This window comes from Leisingera sp. SS27 (assembly GCF_028368855.1).
Classification (GTDB): Bacteria; Pseudomonadota; Alphaproteobacteria; order Rhodobacterales; family Rhodobacteraceae; genus Leisingera.
In genome coordinates this window covers 379,306-392,652 of record NZ_JAQNCY010000002.1, presented here as the reverse complement: position 1 = coordinate 392,652, position 13,347 = coordinate 379,306, and the positions used below count along the sequence as shown (strand labels likewise).

The window sequence follows — 13,347 nt, the reverse complement described above, 5'->3', positions numbered from 1 at the left end:
CGTGATAAAAATTCATTGTTTGATCGATTTCGTTCTAGTATATAGAATGAATGCCATTGAACTATCATCATCTCCGGTACTTCTGGGCGGTTGCGCATGACGGCAATCTGACCCGCACCGCGCAACGGCTGAACCTGTCGCAGTCGGCGCTGTCAGTTCAGATCAAGCAATTGGAAGAGCGCTTGGGCCACGACCTGTTCGAACGCCGCGGGCGGCAGCTTCATCTGACTGAGGCCGGGCGTATCGCGCTGGGCCACGCGGATGCGATATTCTCGACCGGTCAAGAGCTTGTCGCTACGCTGTCGGGGGCGGTCCAAAGCCGGAAGGCCCTGCGTGTGGGCGCGCTCGCGACGCTGTCCCGTAACTTTCAGATCGGGTTTCTGAGGCCGATCCTGTCCCGCAGCGATGTTGAGGTTGTCCTGCGCTCAGGCAGTCCGGCGGAGTTGCTCGAGGGCCTGGGAACGCTGAACGTCGACCTTGTGCTGATGAACCAGCCGCCGCCGGATGACAGCCTGACCCCGTATGAGGCACACAAGATCGGCGAGCAGGATGTCAGCATTGTCGGCAGTCCTGCGCGGCTCGACCCGGACCGCCCGCTGCGGGAGCTTCTCCTTGAACAGCCCTTCATTCTGCCCACCGCCGGCAGCAGTGTGCGCACGGCTTTTGATGCCCTGGCCAGCCGGTTGTCGGTCCGTCCTCAGATCGCGGCGGAAGTGGATGACATGGCCATGATGCGGCTTCTCGCGCGGGAGGATATCGGGCTGGCCCTTGTTGCGCCCATTGTCGTGACGGATGAGTTGAACTCCGGCCGGCTCAGAGAGGCCAGCGAGCACCCCCGCATTCAGGAAACATTTTTTGCGGTCACGCTCCGCCGCCGGTTCCCGAACCCGTTGGTCCAGGATCTGCTCGAACGGCATGCCGCGTCGGCGTTTCTGTCTTGAGGCAGCAGAAACTGCCGGGGTGGCACTTGGCAGCCGGATGGTCCAAACAGGAGGGCAGCGGGGCGGTACCCGGCAGCCTGACGGCAATCTCTGAAAAGCCGGAAGTCTGTCATTGCCACCTCCCGGCGACTCTGCTAAACGCCATCCATCCTGCAGACCCCGGATTCGTTTCCGGGGTCGTTATGTTTGTCAGGATGCACGAACTCGGGGACCTTCGGGGCCCTATATCTCAGGCACCTACGGGGGCCTTCAACATAGCTGGGCCAAAGACAAGAACCTAAGGCCTGGCACGCTAAACGGAAGACAGAAAGCATGGCACTCAAGTCGTATAAGCCGACGACGCCGGGCCAGCGTGGGCTGGTTCTGATCGACCGTTCGGAGCTTTGGAAAGGGCGTCCGGTCAAATCTCTCACTGAGGGTCTGACCAAATCGGGCGGCCGGAACAACACCGGACGGATCACTGCACGCCGCCGTGGCGGCGGCGCAAAGCGCCTCTACCGGATCGTTGACTTCAAACGGAACAAATTTGATGTAGCGGCCACCGTTGAGCGGATCGAATACGACCCGAACCGGACCGCATTCATCGCGCTGATCAAATACGAAGACGGCGAGCAAGCCTACATCCTGGCGCCGCAGCGTCTGGCAGTTGGCGACCAGGTCATCGCATCCGCGAAGGCTGACATCAAGCCGGGCAACGCAATGCCGTTCTCGGGCATGCCGATCGGTACCATCGTTCACAACATCGAAATGAAGCCCGGCAAAGGCGGCCAGATTGCCCGCGCAGCCGGTACCTACGCTCAGTTCGTTGGCCGTGACGGCGGTTACGCTCAGATCCGCCTGTCCTCGGGCGAACTGCGCCTGGTCCGTCAGGAATGCATGGCAACCGTCGGTGCTGTGTCGAACCCGGACAACTCGAACCAGAACTTCGGTAAAGCCGGCCGTATGCGCCACAAGGGCAAGCGTCCTTCCGTGCGTGGTGTCGTCATGAACCCGATCGACCACCCCCACGGCGGTGGTGAAGGCCGGACCTCCGGTGGCCGCCACCCGGTGACCCCCTGGGGCAAACCGACCAAGGGCAAACGGACCCGCAACAAAAACAAGGCGTCGCAGAAGCTCATCGTCCGCTCGCGCCACGCCAAGAAGAAAGGCCGCTAATCCATGGCACGTTCCGTATGGAAGGGCCCCTTCGTTGATGCTTACGTCCTGAAAAAGGCAGAAGCAGCGCGTGAATCGGGCCGCAATGAAGTGATCAAGATCTGGTCGCGCCGTTCCACCATCCTGCCGCAGTTCGTCGGCCTGACCTTTGGTGTGTACAACGGCCAGAAGCATATCCCCGTCAACGTCTCGGAAGACATGATCGGTCAGAAGTTCGGTGAATACTCGCCGACCCGCACCTATTATGGCCACGCCGCAGACAAAAAAGCGAAGCGGAAGTAAGTCATGGGCAAGGAAAAGAACCCCCGCCGCGTGGCAGACAACGAAGCAATGGCAAAACTGCGCATGCTCCGTACCTCCCCGCAGAAACTGAACCTGGTGGCTCAGATGATCCGCGGCAAGAAAGTCGAGAAGGCCCTGACCGACCTGACTTTCTCCAACAAGCGGATCGCGCAGGACGTGAAGAAATGCCTTCAGTCCGCCATCGCGAATGCTGAAAACAACCACAACCTGGACGTCGATGAACTGATCGTCGCCGAGGCATGGGTTGGCAAGAACCTGACCATGAAGCGCGGCCGTCCGCGTGCCCGTGGCCGGTTCGGCAAAATCCTGAAGCCGTTCGCGGAGATCACCATCAAGGTGCGTCAAGTTGAGGAGCAAGCCTAATGGGTCAGAAAGTCAATCCGATCGGCATGCGCCTTCAGGTGAACCGCACCTGGGACAGCCGCTGGTACGCCGACACCAAAGACTACGGTGATCTGCTGCTCGAGGACCTGAAAATCCGCGAGTTCATCAAGGAAGAATGCAAGCAGGCTGGCATTGCGCGCGTCATCATCGAGCGCCCGCACAAGAAATGCCGCGTGACCATTCACACCGCCCGTCCGGGCGTCATCATCGGCAAGAAAGGCGCGGACATCGAAGTCCTGCGCAAGAAAATCGCCAAGATGACCGATTCCGAGCTGCACCTCAACATCGTTGAAGTGCGCAAGCCGGAACTGGACGCTCAGCTGGTCGGCGAGTCCATCGCTCAGCAGCTGGAGCGCCGTGTGTCCTTCCGCCGTGCCATGAAACGGGCCGTGCAGAACGCCATGCGCATGGGCGCCCTGGGTATCCGGGTGAACGTCGCTGGCCGTCTGGGCGGTGCGGAAATCGCGCGTACCGAATGGTACCGTGAGGGCCGCGTGCCGCTGCACACCCTGCGTGCCGACATCGATTACGCACACTCCGAAGCGATGACCCCCTACGGGATCATCGGGATCAAGGTCTGGATCTTCAAAGGCGAGATCATGGAGCACGATCCTTCGGCGCGTGACCGTAAAGCACAAGAAATCCAGGACGGCCCTGCACCCCGTGGTGCTGGTGGCGGCCGTCGCTAAGGAGGATTTGAGATGCTTCAGCCAAAGCGCACTAAATTCCGCAAGATGCACAAGGGCCGGATCCACGGCCTGGCAAAAGGCGGCTCCGACCTGAACTTCGGCACCTATGGCCTGAAGGCAACCCAGCCTGAGCGTGTGACTGCACGCCAGATCGAAGCTGCCCGCCGTGCCATGACCCGCCACATGAAGCGTCAGGGCCGTGTCTGGATCCGTATCTTCCCGGACACTCCGGTGACCTCGAAGCCGACCGAAGTCCGTATGGGTAAAGGTAAAGGCTCCGTGGACTACTGGGCAGCCAAGGTTAAGCCTGGCCGCGTGATGTTCGAGATCGACGGCGTCAGCGATGAAATCGCACGCGAGGCTCTGCGCCTGGCCGCGATGAAGCTGCCGGTCAAGACCCGCGTCGTGGTCCGCGAAGACTGGTAAACTCTGCCGGTCATGGAGAATTAAAAGCCCCCCGCTGAGCAATCAGCGGGGGGCTTTCTTGTTTTTTGGCTGGGGCAGTTTATAGCCGCACCGCCCTGTCAGGCGTGAGCTGGTAGATCTCTGAGGCGAGGTTTTTGGCCCGCAGGTAGCGTGCCAGCGAGCCAAAGGTCACGGTCGCGACGCCCTTGCCATGGTCGGATGTTGTCAGCGAAGCCGAGGCGGCGGGGGCCAGAAACCGTTTCAGCCCGTTGATGCGGATCGGCTGGGGGTGAAACTCGGCGGCGATCCGGGCCTTGATCCCGGATTTGTCCGTCGTGCCATAAATACTGGCAATCAGCAGGTCCAGGGTCAGTTCGTTGCAGTTCTGGAACTGCGTTGTGTTGGGGTTGGACAGCACCGAATAGCTGGGGTTGTGCAGTGCGGGATAGACCGGGCTGGCGATGGCCTTCAGCAGTTTGCGCTGCAAGTGCGGGGCGGGGATGATGATGCCCGTATCCAGCGTGTGGGCGCTTCTGAAGAAATCTGCAGGCGCCTCTTGCACCAGGGAGCTGCGGGTCAGGTCATCCTGGTCTTGATAGAGATTGTACACCCGGTACCCTTTGGCGCTGCTGCCGTCCGGGGTTTTGATCGTTGAATAAACCCACAAGGCGGTATGCGTATAGTTGACCCCCTCCGGCAGCGTGTGCGGTGGCCGCCCGGTCCGTGCTACAATTGCGATACCGGCGCCGCGGGCCGCCAGATCCAGTTGCACCTGATTTGAAAAGGCGGCGGTATCAGAAATGGGCAAATGCGTCTTGCCGGTTTCGCTGCTGCCAGCTGCAGCAGGGGCGGCATGGAGGGCGGCCGCAGCAGCCATTGCGATGAATATCCTGCGTATCATCGGTTGCCTCCTTGTGCCGGCTGCGGGATTTGCCCCGGGGCAGGGTGGCTATGGGCATGGCTATGCGGATGGGGGGAGGCCAGCGCGTTTGCGGACACCACGAGCCCGGCGCCCACGGCCAGAACAGGAATGGCAACAATTGCCACAGCGGTGGCAGCCGCAGCTTCACTGCTGGCGGCGGCGCTGTATCCGGAATGCTGAAGGCTTTGTGCCGAATGCTGGGTGCTGGGGCCTGCTGCGGCCTGGGATGCTGCGCAAACCGCAACGGCTGCCAGCAGGCTCTTGGAAATGGGCATGATTTGAACTCCGTCCATGAACGATGTTCACAACATTGCGCCACCTCTGCGGCGCCGTCAAGTATTTTCTGAACGTCGTTCACGAATTCACGGACTGCCCGTCGGCCCAAACTGGCTGGACGGTGCCGGATTGGGAAAGCAGTGCAGTTTCCTCTGCTGGAGAGCGAACCGGTTTCAGGGCGTCCGGCCGCAAGGTATCGTCTTCGAAAAGGGTCATTGCGCAATGCCTTCACTTCTGCGGTTCCTGCGGGATCTTGCACATCGGGCGTGAAATTGCGGCGAGCCACGACAGGGGATTTGCCTGAGGCCTGCCGCTCTGCAGGCTGCGCGGCAGCAGAAAGAGCGGGCGATTCTCCTGGCGGCACTCGCGCTCGCAGGCGGGCTGCGCTAAGACGCTGGCATGGCCCAGATTGAATCGCTCTTCGTGACCCGCCTCTACCGCGCGCAACTGTCTGAATACGGACCAAAGGTTGACGCGCAGGAACTGGAAAACTCCTGCCTTGTCATCGCCGGCGATGATGATGCGGGCCAGGACTGGTGCGAGGAGAACGGCTATCCCGGCTATACCTCCTATGCTTCGCTGACCGATCTGCCTTGGCGCTTCCCGATCTTTGCCGACCTGGTGAAATCGCTGGACCAGCACGTCGCGGCGTTCGCAAAGGATCTGGAGTTCGATTTGGACGGGCGCGCGCTGAAGCTGGAAGATCTCTGGATCAACATCCTGCCCGAGGGCGGCACCCATTCCAGCCACCTGCACCCCCATTCGGTGATCTCCGGCACCACCTATGTGTCGATGCCCGACGGCGCCAGCGCGCTCAAGCTGGAGGACCCGCGCTCCGCCCGGATGATGGCGGCGCCCACCCGTACCAAGGAAGCCCGGCGCGAACTGCAGCCCTTCATCTACATGAAACCGGATGTGGGCGATGTGCTCTTGTGGGAAAGCTGGCTGCGCCACGAGGTGCCGATGAATATGGCCGAGGACGAGCGGATTTCAGTGAGCTTCAACTACAAGTGGGACTGATTTGCCTTCCCCTGCGGTTCAACCGCAAACCGGGCATTGCCAATGTATGACCATGCGCCGCTCGTGCTCCGAGACGGCGAGCAGGTTGTTCATGCTGTCCACGCGCGCATCGCGCCCACGCTGACCGAAATTCTGGTCATTGTTCTTTGCGCGCCGGTTGCTCTGGTGATCTGGCTGTTCGTTCACCGGGCCTTTCGCTCAGCCACTTATGTGATCACCACGCAGCGTGTTCTGGTTGTGGAAAAGCAGGGCATGAGCAGTGAAGTTGCCATCAAAGACATCCGGCGTCTCAGGACCGTCCGCGGCGCCATGATGATTCATACGGCAGAAACCCGCCTCTGGCTCCCCCGCCTTCCCGACGGCTGGCAGTTCGAAACAATTCTCAACAGGGTGCGGCAATTGTAAAAGCCTTCGAACCCGCATAGCGTCCCGGAACGGCACTGCGGGAGGTATAGATGGCGCGGCGTTCCCCTTTTGAAATCGGCGGCTTCCACATTCCGCCCGGCACCCGCCGCACGGTGGATATGCCGGTCAGCGTTCTGTCGGACCACACGCCGGTCACCATGTCCGCCCATGTGATCCACGGCGCGAAGGAGGGGCCAGCGCTGTTTGTCTCCGCCGCCATCCATGGCGATGAAGTGATCGGGGTGGAAATCGCCCGCCGCCTGCTGCGCAGCCGCCAGTTCTCGCGCCTGAAGGGCACGCTGATCGTGGTGCCGATCGTCAATACCTTCGGCTTCCTGAACCACTCCCGCTACCTGCCGGACCGGCGCGACCTGAACCGGTGCTTTCCGGGCAGCGAGGGCGGATCCCTGGCCAGCCGCCTGGCGCATCTGTTCATGACAGAGGTGGTGGCGCGCTGTGATCTGGGCATCGACCTGCATTCCGCCGCCATCCACCGCACCAACATGCCGCAGATCCGGGTGTCGCCCAAGTCCAAGGAGACGCTGGAATACGCCGATGCCTTCGGCGCCCCGGTGGTGATCCGCTCCTCTCTCCGTGATGGCTCGCTGCGCAAGGAGGCGCAGAAGGCGGGCGTCGATATCCTGCTCTACGAGGCGGGGGAGGGGCTGCGGTTCGACGAGCAGTCCGCCCGCGTCGGCGTGGCGGGCATCCTGCGGGTGATGCACGCGCTGGGGATGATCCCCGAGGATGGCGTGCCGCTGGCCGAGGCGGTGCCGGTCCGGGCCAGCGACAGCAGCTGGGAGCGTGCGCCTGCCGGCGGCCTGTTGCGCGCCTACAAAACCACCGGTGAAATGGTCGAGGAGGGCGACGTGCTGGGCATTGTCGCCGACCCCTTCGGCGAGGAAGAGGTAGAGCTGACCGCCAGCCAGCCGGGCCTGATCATCGGCCGCGCCAACATGCCCATCGTCAACGAAGGCGACGCGCTGTTCCACATTGCCAAAGTCTCCGCGCCGGAGGAGGCAGAGGGCCGCATCGAAAGCCTGAACGCCCAGCTGGACGGGGCGGCGATGTTCGATGAGGATGAGATCATCTGACCGCCTTTGGCGGGCAGCCCTGGGGCGTTCCAATCTTTCCCTTGCCCCTCACCCCCGTCTCCTCTATAGGGACCCATCGCTTGAACCCAATCCGTCTTGGATCCGGGTCAGGTGATTCTTTTTTGCTGCCCCTTCCGGGCAGTTGACATAACCCACCAGGTAAAAAGGTGACCCTCGGGGCCTTCTGGTGCTTTGGACAAGGAACAAAGGCGATGAACGCCAATGATCTGCGCGAGAAGACCGTGGATGAACTCCGCGATATGCTCGCATCCCTGAAAAAAGAGAGCTTCAACCTGCGCTTTCAGCAGGCAACCGGTCAGTTGGAATCGACCTCCGGCATCAAAGCGGCCCGCCGCAACGCTGCCCGCGTCAAGACCATCCTGAACGAAAAAGCTGCAGCAGCAGCCGAATAAGGAGCGACACAATGCCCAAACGTATCCTGCAAGGCGTTGTGACCAGCGACGCAAACGCCCAGACCGTCACCGTCTCGGTTGAACGCCGCTTCACGCACCCGGTTCTGAAGAAAACCATCCGTAAGTCCAAGAAATACCGGGCTCACGATGAAAAGAACGCTTTCAAGGTCGGCGATTCCGTACGCATCATCGAATGCGCGCCGAAATCGAAAACGAAACGCTGGGAAGTTCTGGAAGCCTAAGAGTCTCATCCGAGACTCCTGGCGGCTAGACTTAACAGTCAGTCGAAACCCTGGGGGATAACAGCACGCATCGCTGCCCCATAGGTCGGGAGAAACCACATGATCCAGATGCAAACAAATCTGGATGTTGCTGACAACTCCGGCGCCCGCCGAGTTCAGTGCATCAAGGTTCTGGGTGGCTCCAAGCGTAAATACGCTTCCGTTGGCGACATCATCGTCGTCTCGGTTAAAGAAGCCATCCCGCGCGGCCGCGTGAAAAAAGGCGACGTCCGTAAGGCCGTTGTCGTGCGCACCGCCAAAGAAGTCCGCCGCGAAGACGGCACCGCGATCCGTTTTGACCGGAATGCAGCTGTCATCCTGAACAACAACAACGAGCCGGTCGGTACCCGTATCTTTGGGCCGGTTGTTCGTGAACTGCGCGCGAAGAACTTCATGAAGATCATCTCGCTGGCTCCGGAGGTGCTGTAATCATGGCTGCGAAACTCCGTAAAGGCGACAAGGTCGTCGTGCTGGCAGGCCGCGATAAGGGCAAGGAAGGCACCATTGCTTCCGTTGACCCGAAGGCCGGCAAAGCCGTCGTCGAAGGCGTGAACATGGCCATCCGCCACACCCGCCAGACTCAAAACAGCCAGGGCGGCCGTCTGCCCAAGGCACTGCCGATCGACCTGTCGAACCTGGCACTGCTGGACAGCAACGGCAAAGCAACCCGCGTCGGCTTCCGCGAGGAAGACGGCAAGAAGGTGCGCTTCGCCAAGACCACCGGGGAGACTGTCTGATGCTTGACGCTGCAACCTACACCCCGCGCCTGAAAACTCTCTACAAGGACACCATCCGTGGCGCCCTGAAAGAAGAGTTCGGCTACAAGAACGACATGATGCTCCCCAAGCTGGAGAAAATCGTTCTGAACATCGGCTGCGGCCGTGCTGCTGTCAAAGACAGCAAGAAAGCCAAATCCGCCCAGGCCGACCTGACCGCGATTGCGGGCCAGAAGGCTCTGACCACCGTGGCAAAGAACTCCATCGCCGGCTTCCGCGTTCGCGAAGGCATGCCAATGGGCGCCAAGGTGACCCTGCGCGGTGACCGGATGTACGAATTTCTCGACCGTCTGATCACCATTGCGATGCCCCGTATCCGCGACTTCCGCGGTGTTTCGGGCACCTCCTTCGACGGCCGCGGCAACTATGCCATGGGCCTGAAAGAGCACATCGTGTTCCCGGAAATCGATTTCGACAAGATCGACGAGGCCTGGGGCATGGACATCGTGATCGCCACCACCGCGAAAACCGACGCGGAAGCAAAGGCGCTGTTGAAAGCTTTCAACATGCCCTTCAACAGCTAAGCGCGGGAAGGATAGAGACCATGGCTAAGAAAAGCATGATCGAACGCGAGAAGAAGCGCGAGCGCCTGGTGGCTAAATACGCCGCAAAGCGTGCCGAGCTGAAAGAAATCGCAAACGACGAATCTCGCCCGATGGAAGAGCGCTTCAAGGCGCGTCTGAAACTGGCGAAACTGCCGCGCAACTCGTCGGCAACCCGTCTTCACAACCGTTGCCAGCTCACCGGCCGTCCGCACGCTTACTACCGTAAGCTGAAGGTCAGCCGTATTGCGCTGCGCGAGCTGGGTTCTGCTGGTCAGATCCCCGGCCTGGTGAAATCGAGCTGGTAAGGGAGAGACTGATATGAACGATCCTATCGGCGATATGCTCACCCGTATCCGTAACTCTCAGATGCGCGGCAAATCCACCGTCATGACCCCGGCTTCCAAGCTGCGGGCATGGGTGCTGGACGTGCTGGCGGACGAGGGCTACATCCGCGGTTATGAGAAGATGACTGGTGAAAATGGCCACCCGGCCATCGAAATCAGCCTCAAGTACTTCGACGGCGAACCTGTCATTCGCGAGCTCAAGCGGGTCTCCAAGCCCGGCCGCCGCGTTTACATGGGCGTCAATGACATCCCGTCGGTCCGCCAGGGCCTGGGCGTGTCGATTGTCTCCACCCCCAAGGGTGTGATGTCGGACGCAAACGCACGCGCAGCCAACGTTGGCGGCGAAGTGCTTTGCACCGTCTTCTAAGGAGGCCTCGCAATGTCCCGTATTGGTAAGAAACCGGTCGAACTGCCCAGCGGCGTTTCCGCCTCTGTGTCCGGCCAGACCATCGAAGTGAAAGGCCCGAAAGGCGCCCGCACCTTCACCGCAACCGACGACGTCACCCTCTCCGTGAACGACAACGTTGTCACCATCGAGCCGCGCGGCAAGTCCAAGCGTGCCCGTCAGCAGTGGGGCATGTCCCGCACTCAGGTGGCCAACCTCGTGACCGGCGTGACCCAGGGCTTCAAAAAAGAGCTGGAGATCCAGGGTGTGGGTTACCGGGCTCAGATGCAGGGCAACACCCTGAAGCTGAACCTGGGCTACAGCCACGACGTCGACTTCGTTGCACCCGATGGCATCACCATCACCGCACCGAAGCAGACTGAAATCGTTGTGGAAGGTATCGACCAGCAGCAGGTGGGCGAAGTGGCGGCGAAAATCCGCGACTGGCGCCGTCCCGAGCCGTACAAAGGCAAGGGCATCCGCTACAAGGGCGAGTTCATCTTCCGCAAGGAAGGCAAGAAGAAGTAAGGACCAGCAAAATGGCAAACAGCAAACGTACCCTGTTTCTGAAGCGCCGGCTGCGCGTCCGGAACAAGCTTCGCAAAGTGAACGCAGGCCGTCCGCGTCTGTCCGTGCACCGTTCGAACAAGAACATCTCTGTTCAGCTGATCGACGACCTGCGCGGTGTGACCCTGGCAGCAGCGTCGACCCTGGAAAAAGATCTCGGTGTAGTCGGCAAGAACAACATCGAAGCAGCGGCCAAAGTTGGCGCAGCAATCGCAGAGCGCGCGAAAGCGGCTGGCGTGAGCGAAGCCTACTTCGACCGCGGCGGCTTCCTGTTCCACGGCAAGGTGAAGGCTCTGGCCGACGCTGCGCGTGAAGGCGGCCTGAAGATCTAAATCCCATGCGGGCAGCCTCTTGGGGCTGCCCCGATGATCCGGGAGACCGGCCTTTGGGCCGGTTCTCACCAAGGATCGGAAAAACAGGCGCCCCCTTTGTTACTGGACTGCGCCCTATGAAAGGAATGCCTGATGGCAGAACGTGAAAACCGCCGCGGCCCCCGCCGCGAGCGTGAAGAGGCACCGGAATTTGCAGATCGCCTGGTCGCGATCAACCGCGTGTCGAAAACCGTAAAAGGCGGTAAGCGCTTTGGCTTCGCAGCCCTGGTTGTCGTTGGCGACCAGAAAGGCCGCGTCGGCTTTGGCAAGGGCAAGGCGAAAGAAGTGCCCGAGGCGATCCGCAAGGCGACCGAGCAGGCGAAGCGCCAGATGATCCGCGTGCCGCTGAAAGAAGGCCGCACCCTGCACCACGACATGGCCGGCCGTCACGGCGCAGGCAAAGTTGTGATGCGGACCGCACCGGAAGGTACCGGTATCATTGCCGGTGGTCCGATGCGTGCCGTGTTCGAGATGCTGGGCATCAAGGACGTGGTCTCCAAGTCGATCGGTTCGCAGAACCCCTACAACATGATCCGCGCCACCCTGAACGGCCTGCAGAAAGAGCAGAGCCCGCGTTCGGTGGCTCAGCGCCGCGGCAAAAAGGTCGCCGACATCCTGCCCAAGCGGGACGACGCACCGGCAGCTGCCGAAGCTGAAGCGTAAGGAGTAGAGAGACATGGCAAAAACCATCGTCGTCAAGCAGATCGGCTCGCCGATCCGCCGCCCCGCCAAACAGCGCGCAACCCTGGTTGGCCTGGGCCTGAACAAGATGCACAAGACCCGTGAGCTGGAGGATACTCCTTCGGTCCGCGGCATGGTCAACTCGATCCCGCACCTGGTTCAGATCATCGAAGAGCGCGGCTAAGCCCCTTTTCGAGCACTGACTTTGGAAAACGCCTCCGGTTCGCCGGGGGCGTTTTTCGTTTCCGGGCCGGGAGGGGCGGCGGCGGGTGGCGCAGATGTGTTGTGTCTCGGTCGTTACGTGGTATGCGTGTGTGCAACCTTCCTGTCAGCAGCGGTGACCCAAATATGATCAACCCGGCCCGCGTTCCAATGCGAAAAGGCGCCAAAGCAGCTGTCTGGGCTTTTGCCGGGCTGTTCCTGCTGTGCACCGGAGTGTTCGGCCTGGTTGGACGCAGCGATTGGAACCCGCTGGTCTCGGCGGCGGAGTGGACATCGGAAAATGTCGCAACCTCCGCTGTAGCTGTTTATGTTTCGTTGCGCGCAATCAACGCTGCACTTTCAACGGCGCAGGAAATTGAAGTGGGTGCCTCGGTCGTCGGACAGGCGAGCCTGCAGCCCCTGAAGGTTCTGGAACCGGTTGATGACACGGTGGAGCGCGTGGCCGACGCGGTGTTTCTCGTTGCGGCAGGGGCGGCGCTGGTCACGGTCGGTATGGCGCCCGTGGCATCGCTCGGGCTTATCGCTCTCGGAGCCGGGTTGTTGGGCCGGGCTGCTGCCAGCCATATGTCCAGTTTCTCCGGACCAGTGATATCGCTTTGCAATAGAGGGATTGCCTTTGGATTCGCGGCTGGCCTTGCCATGCCCTTGGTTTTCGCCTTCGGTGTCTGGGCCGGTGAGCGCGCCACCGAAGCCCGGATGAGTGCTGCTATGGCTGAACTTGATGGCGTCGCGCAGAAAGCCAACATTCTCTTAGGGGCAGAGGATGACGTGACAGCGGAGGCATCTCAGGAAGCACAAGCGGATGAGGGGATGCTGGGGTGGCTCGGCGGCCGGATAGCGGGGGTCAGCGATGGTATCAGTGGAGTCTTTGAGCAGAGCGGACGGTATCTCGAAGCGGCGCAGGTGTTTGTAGCGGAGGCCGACTCAATTCTTCGCTCATCTCTGACATTGATCGGCGTCTTCGCGCTGCGAATGCTTGTCCTGCCGGTCTTTCTACTCTGGGGCGCGGTGTCATTGTTCAGGGGTTTTTTGCGTCCTGGCACCTGAGACTGGAACCGAGCTCGGGACAACTGGGGCAGCATTTTCTGAGCTTAGCGGAACCAGTGCAGCGTTCTGAAATTTCTATCGGATCTGACTGCGTTCGCCGGTCGTGAGAGAGATTGCTATA

23 protein-coding genes are annotated in these 13,347 nt (G+C 61.0%); 21 read left to right on the top strand and 2 right to left on the bottom strand.

Features of this window, described 5'->3' with window-relative positions; all coding sequences use genetic code 11:
- The first annotated feature begins 50 nt into the window (after window positions 1-50).
- From N6L27_RS07805 to rplP, 6 genes are all read left to right on the top strand, one after another.
- Entirely contained in the window at window positions 51-941 is an 891-nt protein-coding gene (locus N6L27_RS07805; protein ID WP_271906672.1) for a LysR family transcriptional regulator, read from the top strand.
- Between the two features lie 312 nt (window positions 942-1,253).
- Window positions 1,254-2,096 (top strand): 50S ribosomal protein L2, encoded by an 843-nt coding sequence (rplB, locus tag N6L27_RS07800; protein ID WP_271906671.1) that lies wholly within the window; start codon window positions 1,254-1,256, stop codon window positions 2,094-2,096.
- Between the two features lie 3 nt (window positions 2,097-2,099).
- A complete protein-coding gene (gene rpsS / locus N6L27_RS07795) occupies window positions 2,100-2,378 on the top strand; it encodes a 30S ribosomal protein S19 (RefSeq protein WP_008554066.1) in 279 nt (92 codons plus the stop codon).
- A 3-nt stretch (window positions 2,379-2,381) separates the two neighbouring features.
- Complete coding sequence (gene rplV / locus N6L27_RS07790) at window positions 2,382-2,762, top strand: 50S ribosomal protein L22 (RefSeq protein ID WP_008557868.1); 381 nt, start codon at window positions 2,382-2,384, stop codon at window positions 2,760-2,762.
- The gene (rpsC, locus tag N6L27_RS07785) at window positions 2,762-3,472 is read left to right on the top strand and encodes a 30S ribosomal protein S3 (protein ID WP_019297987.1); all 711 of its coding nucleotides are present in this window, start codon (window positions 2,762-2,764) and stop codon (window positions 3,470-3,472) included. The genes rplV and rpsC overlap by 1 nt, the downstream gene beginning before the upstream one ends.
- Window positions 3,473-3,484: 12 nt before the next feature.
- Complete coding sequence (rplP, locus tag N6L27_RS07780; protein WP_019297988.1) at window positions 3,485-3,898, top strand: 50S ribosomal protein L16; 414 nt, start codon at window positions 3,485-3,487, stop codon at window positions 3,896-3,898.
- A gap of 79 nt (window positions 3,899-3,977) precedes the next feature.
- On the opposite strand, the gene N6L27_RS07775 is transcribed toward rplP, so the two are convergent.
- Together N6L27_RS07775 and N6L27_RS07770 are read right to left on the bottom strand one after the other, a co-directional pair.
- A complete protein-coding gene (locus N6L27_RS07775) occupies window positions 3,978-4,778 on the bottom strand; it encodes a DUF2145 domain-containing protein (protein ID WP_271906670.1) in 801 nt (266 codons plus the stop codon).
- Complete coding sequence (locus tag N6L27_RS07770) at window positions 4,775-5,074, bottom strand: hypothetical protein (protein WP_271906669.1); 300 nt, start codon at window positions 5,072-5,074, stop codon at window positions 4,775-4,777. Before N6L27_RS07770 ends, N6L27_RS07775 begins: the two co-directional genes overlap by 4 nt.
- Before the next feature lie 400 nt (window positions 5,075-5,474).
- Between N6L27_RS07770 and N6L27_RS07765 the strand changes: the two genes are divergently transcribed.
- From N6L27_RS07765 to N6L27_RS07695, 15 genes are all read left to right on the top strand, one after another.
- Window positions 5,475-6,095: a 2OG-Fe(II) oxygenase family protein gene (locus tag N6L27_RS07765; protein ID WP_271906667.1), complete on the top strand. Its 621-nt coding sequence runs from the start codon at window positions 5,475-5,477 to the stop codon at window positions 6,093-6,095.
- 42 nt (window positions 6,096-6,137) lie between these two features.
- Entirely contained in the window at window positions 6,138-6,500 is a 363-nt protein-coding gene (locus tag N6L27_RS07760) for a hypothetical protein (protein WP_271906665.1), read from the top strand.
- A gap of 50 nt (window positions 6,501-6,550) precedes the next feature.
- Window positions 6,551-7,594: a succinylglutamate desuccinylase/aspartoacylase family protein gene (locus N6L27_RS07755; RefSeq protein ID WP_271906664.1), complete on the top strand. Its 1,044-nt coding sequence runs from the start codon at window positions 6,551-6,553 to the stop codon at window positions 7,592-7,594.
- Window positions 7,595-7,806: 212 nt separating this feature from the next.
- Window positions 7,807-8,007 carry a 50S ribosomal protein L29 gene (gene rpmC / locus N6L27_RS07750; protein ID WP_019297994.1) on the top strand — a complete coding sequence of 67 codons (201 nt, stop codon included), beginning with the start codon at window positions 7,807-7,809 and terminating at the stop codon, window positions 8,005-8,007.
- A gap of 11 nt (window positions 8,008-8,018) precedes the next feature.
- Window positions 8,019-8,249 (top strand): 30S ribosomal protein S17, encoded by a 231-nt coding sequence (rpsQ, locus tag N6L27_RS07745; protein ID WP_005621877.1) that lies wholly within the window; start codon window positions 8,019-8,021, stop codon window positions 8,247-8,249.
- A gap of 99 nt (window positions 8,250-8,348) precedes the next feature.
- The gene (gene rplN, locus N6L27_RS07740) at window positions 8,349-8,717 is read left to right on the top strand and encodes a 50S ribosomal protein L14 (RefSeq protein ID WP_005621870.1); all 369 of its coding nucleotides are present in this window, start codon (window positions 8,349-8,351) and stop codon (window positions 8,715-8,717) included.
- A gap of 2 nt (window positions 8,718-8,719) precedes the next feature.
- Complete coding sequence (gene rplX, locus N6L27_RS07735) at window positions 8,720-9,025, top strand: 50S ribosomal protein L24 (protein WP_019297995.1); 306 nt, start codon at window positions 8,720-8,722, stop codon at window positions 9,023-9,025.
- Window positions 9,025-9,588, top strand: a complete 564-nt coding sequence (gene rplE, locus N6L27_RS07730) for a 50S ribosomal protein L5 (protein ID WP_039152141.1) — start codon at window positions 9,025-9,027, stop codon at window positions 9,586-9,588. Before rplX ends, rplE begins: the two co-directional genes overlap by 1 nt.
- Before the next feature lie 20 nt (window positions 9,589-9,608).
- On the top strand, window positions 9,609-9,914 hold the full coding sequence (rpsN, locus tag N6L27_RS07725) for a 30S ribosomal protein S14 (protein WP_019297997.1): 306 nt from the start codon (window positions 9,609-9,611) through the stop codon (window positions 9,912-9,914).
- Window positions 9,915-9,927: 13 nt separating this feature from the next.
- On the top strand, window positions 9,928-10,320 hold the full coding sequence (rpsH, locus tag N6L27_RS07720; RefSeq protein WP_019297998.1) for a 30S ribosomal protein S8: 393 nt from the start codon (window positions 9,928-9,930) through the stop codon (window positions 10,318-10,320).
- 12 nt (window positions 10,321-10,332) lie between these two features.
- A complete protein-coding gene (gene rplF, locus N6L27_RS07715; RefSeq protein WP_039191295.1) occupies window positions 10,333-10,866 on the top strand; it encodes a 50S ribosomal protein L6 in 534 nt (177 codons plus the stop codon).
- A gap of 11 nt (window positions 10,867-10,877) precedes the next feature.
- A complete protein-coding gene (gene rplR, locus N6L27_RS07710; protein ID WP_039183852.1) occupies window positions 10,878-11,237 on the top strand; it encodes a 50S ribosomal protein L18 in 360 nt (119 codons plus the stop codon).
- 132 nt (window positions 11,238-11,369) lie between these two features.
- Entirely contained in the window at window positions 11,370-11,939 is a 570-nt protein-coding gene (rpsE, locus tag N6L27_RS07705) for a 30S ribosomal protein S5 (protein ID WP_039174353.1), read from the top strand.
- A gap of 13 nt (window positions 11,940-11,952) precedes the next feature.
- Window positions 11,953-12,141, top strand: coding sequence for a 50S ribosomal protein L30 (rpmD, locus tag N6L27_RS07700; RefSeq protein WP_019298002.1), 189 nt, complete (start codon window positions 11,953-11,955; stop codon window positions 12,139-12,141).
- Between the two features lie 164 nt (window positions 12,142-12,305).
- Entirely contained in the window at window positions 12,306-13,226 is a 921-nt protein-coding gene (locus tag N6L27_RS07695; RefSeq protein ID WP_271906663.1) for a hypothetical protein, read from the top strand.
- The last annotated feature ends 121 nt before the right edge of the window (window positions 13,227-13,347 follow it).

Coding starts and splice junctions, on each gene's coding strand:
- N6L27_RS07760 (WP_271906665.1), top strand. CDS start 6,138: ATGTATGACCATGCGCCGCTCGTGCTCCGAGACGGCGAGCAGGTTGTT.
- rpmD (WP_019298002.1), top strand. CDS start 11,953: ATGGCAAAAACCATCGTCGTCAAGCAGATCGGCTCGCCGATCCGCCGC.
- N6L27_RS07755 (WP_271906664.1), top strand. CDS start 6,551: ATGGCGCGGCGTTCCCCTTTTGAAATCGGCGGCTTCCACATTCCGCCC.
- rplE (WP_039152141.1), top strand. CDS start 9,025: ATGCTTGACGCTGCAACCTACACCCCGCGCCTGAAAACTCTCTACAAG.
- rpmC (WP_019297994.1), top strand. CDS start 7,807: ATGAACGCCAATGATCTGCGCGAGAAGACCGTGGATGAACTCCGCGAT.
- rpsN (WP_019297997.1), top strand. CDS start 9,609: ATGGCTAAGAAAAGCATGATCGAACGCGAGAAGAAGCGCGAGCGCCTG.
- N6L27_RS07770 (WP_271906669.1), bottom strand. CDS start 5,074: ATGCCCATTTCCAAGAGCCTGCTGGCAGCCGTTGCGGTTTGCGCAGCA.
- rplN (WP_005621870.1), top strand. CDS start 8,349: ATGATCCAGATGCAAACAAATCTGGATGTTGCTGACAACTCCGGCGCC.
- rplF (WP_039191295.1), top strand. CDS start 10,333: ATGTCCCGTATTGGTAAGAAACCGGTCGAACTGCCCAGCGGCGTTTCC.
- N6L27_RS07695 (WP_271906663.1), top strand. CDS start 12,306: ATGATCAACCCGGCCCGCGTTCCAATGCGAAAAGGCGCCAAAGCAGCT.
- rplV (WP_008557868.1), top strand. CDS start 2,382: ATGGGCAAGGAAAAGAACCCCCGCCGCGTGGCAGACAACGAAGCAATG.
- rplX (WP_019297995.1), top strand. CDS start 8,720: ATGGCTGCGAAACTCCGTAAAGGCGACAAGGTCGTCGTGCTGGCAGGC.
- rpsC (WP_019297987.1), top strand. CDS start 2,762: ATGGGTCAGAAAGTCAATCCGATCGGCATGCGCCTTCAGGTGAACCGC.
- rpsE (WP_039174353.1), top strand. CDS start 11,370: ATGGCAGAACGTGAAAACCGCCGCGGCCCCCGCCGCGAGCGTGAAGAG.
- rpsS (WP_008554066.1), top strand. CDS start 2,100: ATGGCACGTTCCGTATGGAAGGGCCCCTTCGTTGATGCTTACGTCCTG.
- rplB (WP_271906671.1), top strand. CDS start 1,254: ATGGCACTCAAGTCGTATAAGCCGACGACGCCGGGCCAGCGTGGGCTG.
- N6L27_RS07775 (WP_271906670.1), bottom strand. CDS start 4,778: ATGATACGCAGGATATTCATCGCAATGGCTGCTGCGGCCGCCCTCCAT.
- rpsH (WP_019297998.1), top strand. CDS start 9,928: ATGAACGATCCTATCGGCGATATGCTCACCCGTATCCGTAACTCTCAG.
- N6L27_RS07805 (WP_271906672.1), top strand. CDS start 51: ATGCCATTGAACTATCATCATCTCCGGTACTTCTGGGCGGTTGCGCAT.
- rplR (WP_039183852.1), top strand. CDS start 10,878: ATGGCAAACAGCAAACGTACCCTGTTTCTGAAGCGCCGGCTGCGCGTC.
- rpsQ (WP_005621877.1), top strand. CDS start 8,019: ATGCCCAAACGTATCCTGCAAGGCGTTGTGACCAGCGACGCAAACGCC.
- rplP (WP_019297988.1), top strand. CDS start 3,485: ATGCTTCAGCCAAAGCGCACTAAATTCCGCAAGATGCACAAGGGCCGG.
- N6L27_RS07765 (WP_271906667.1), top strand. CDS start 5,475: ATGGCCCAGATTGAATCGCTCTTCGTGACCCGCCTCTACCGCGCGCAA.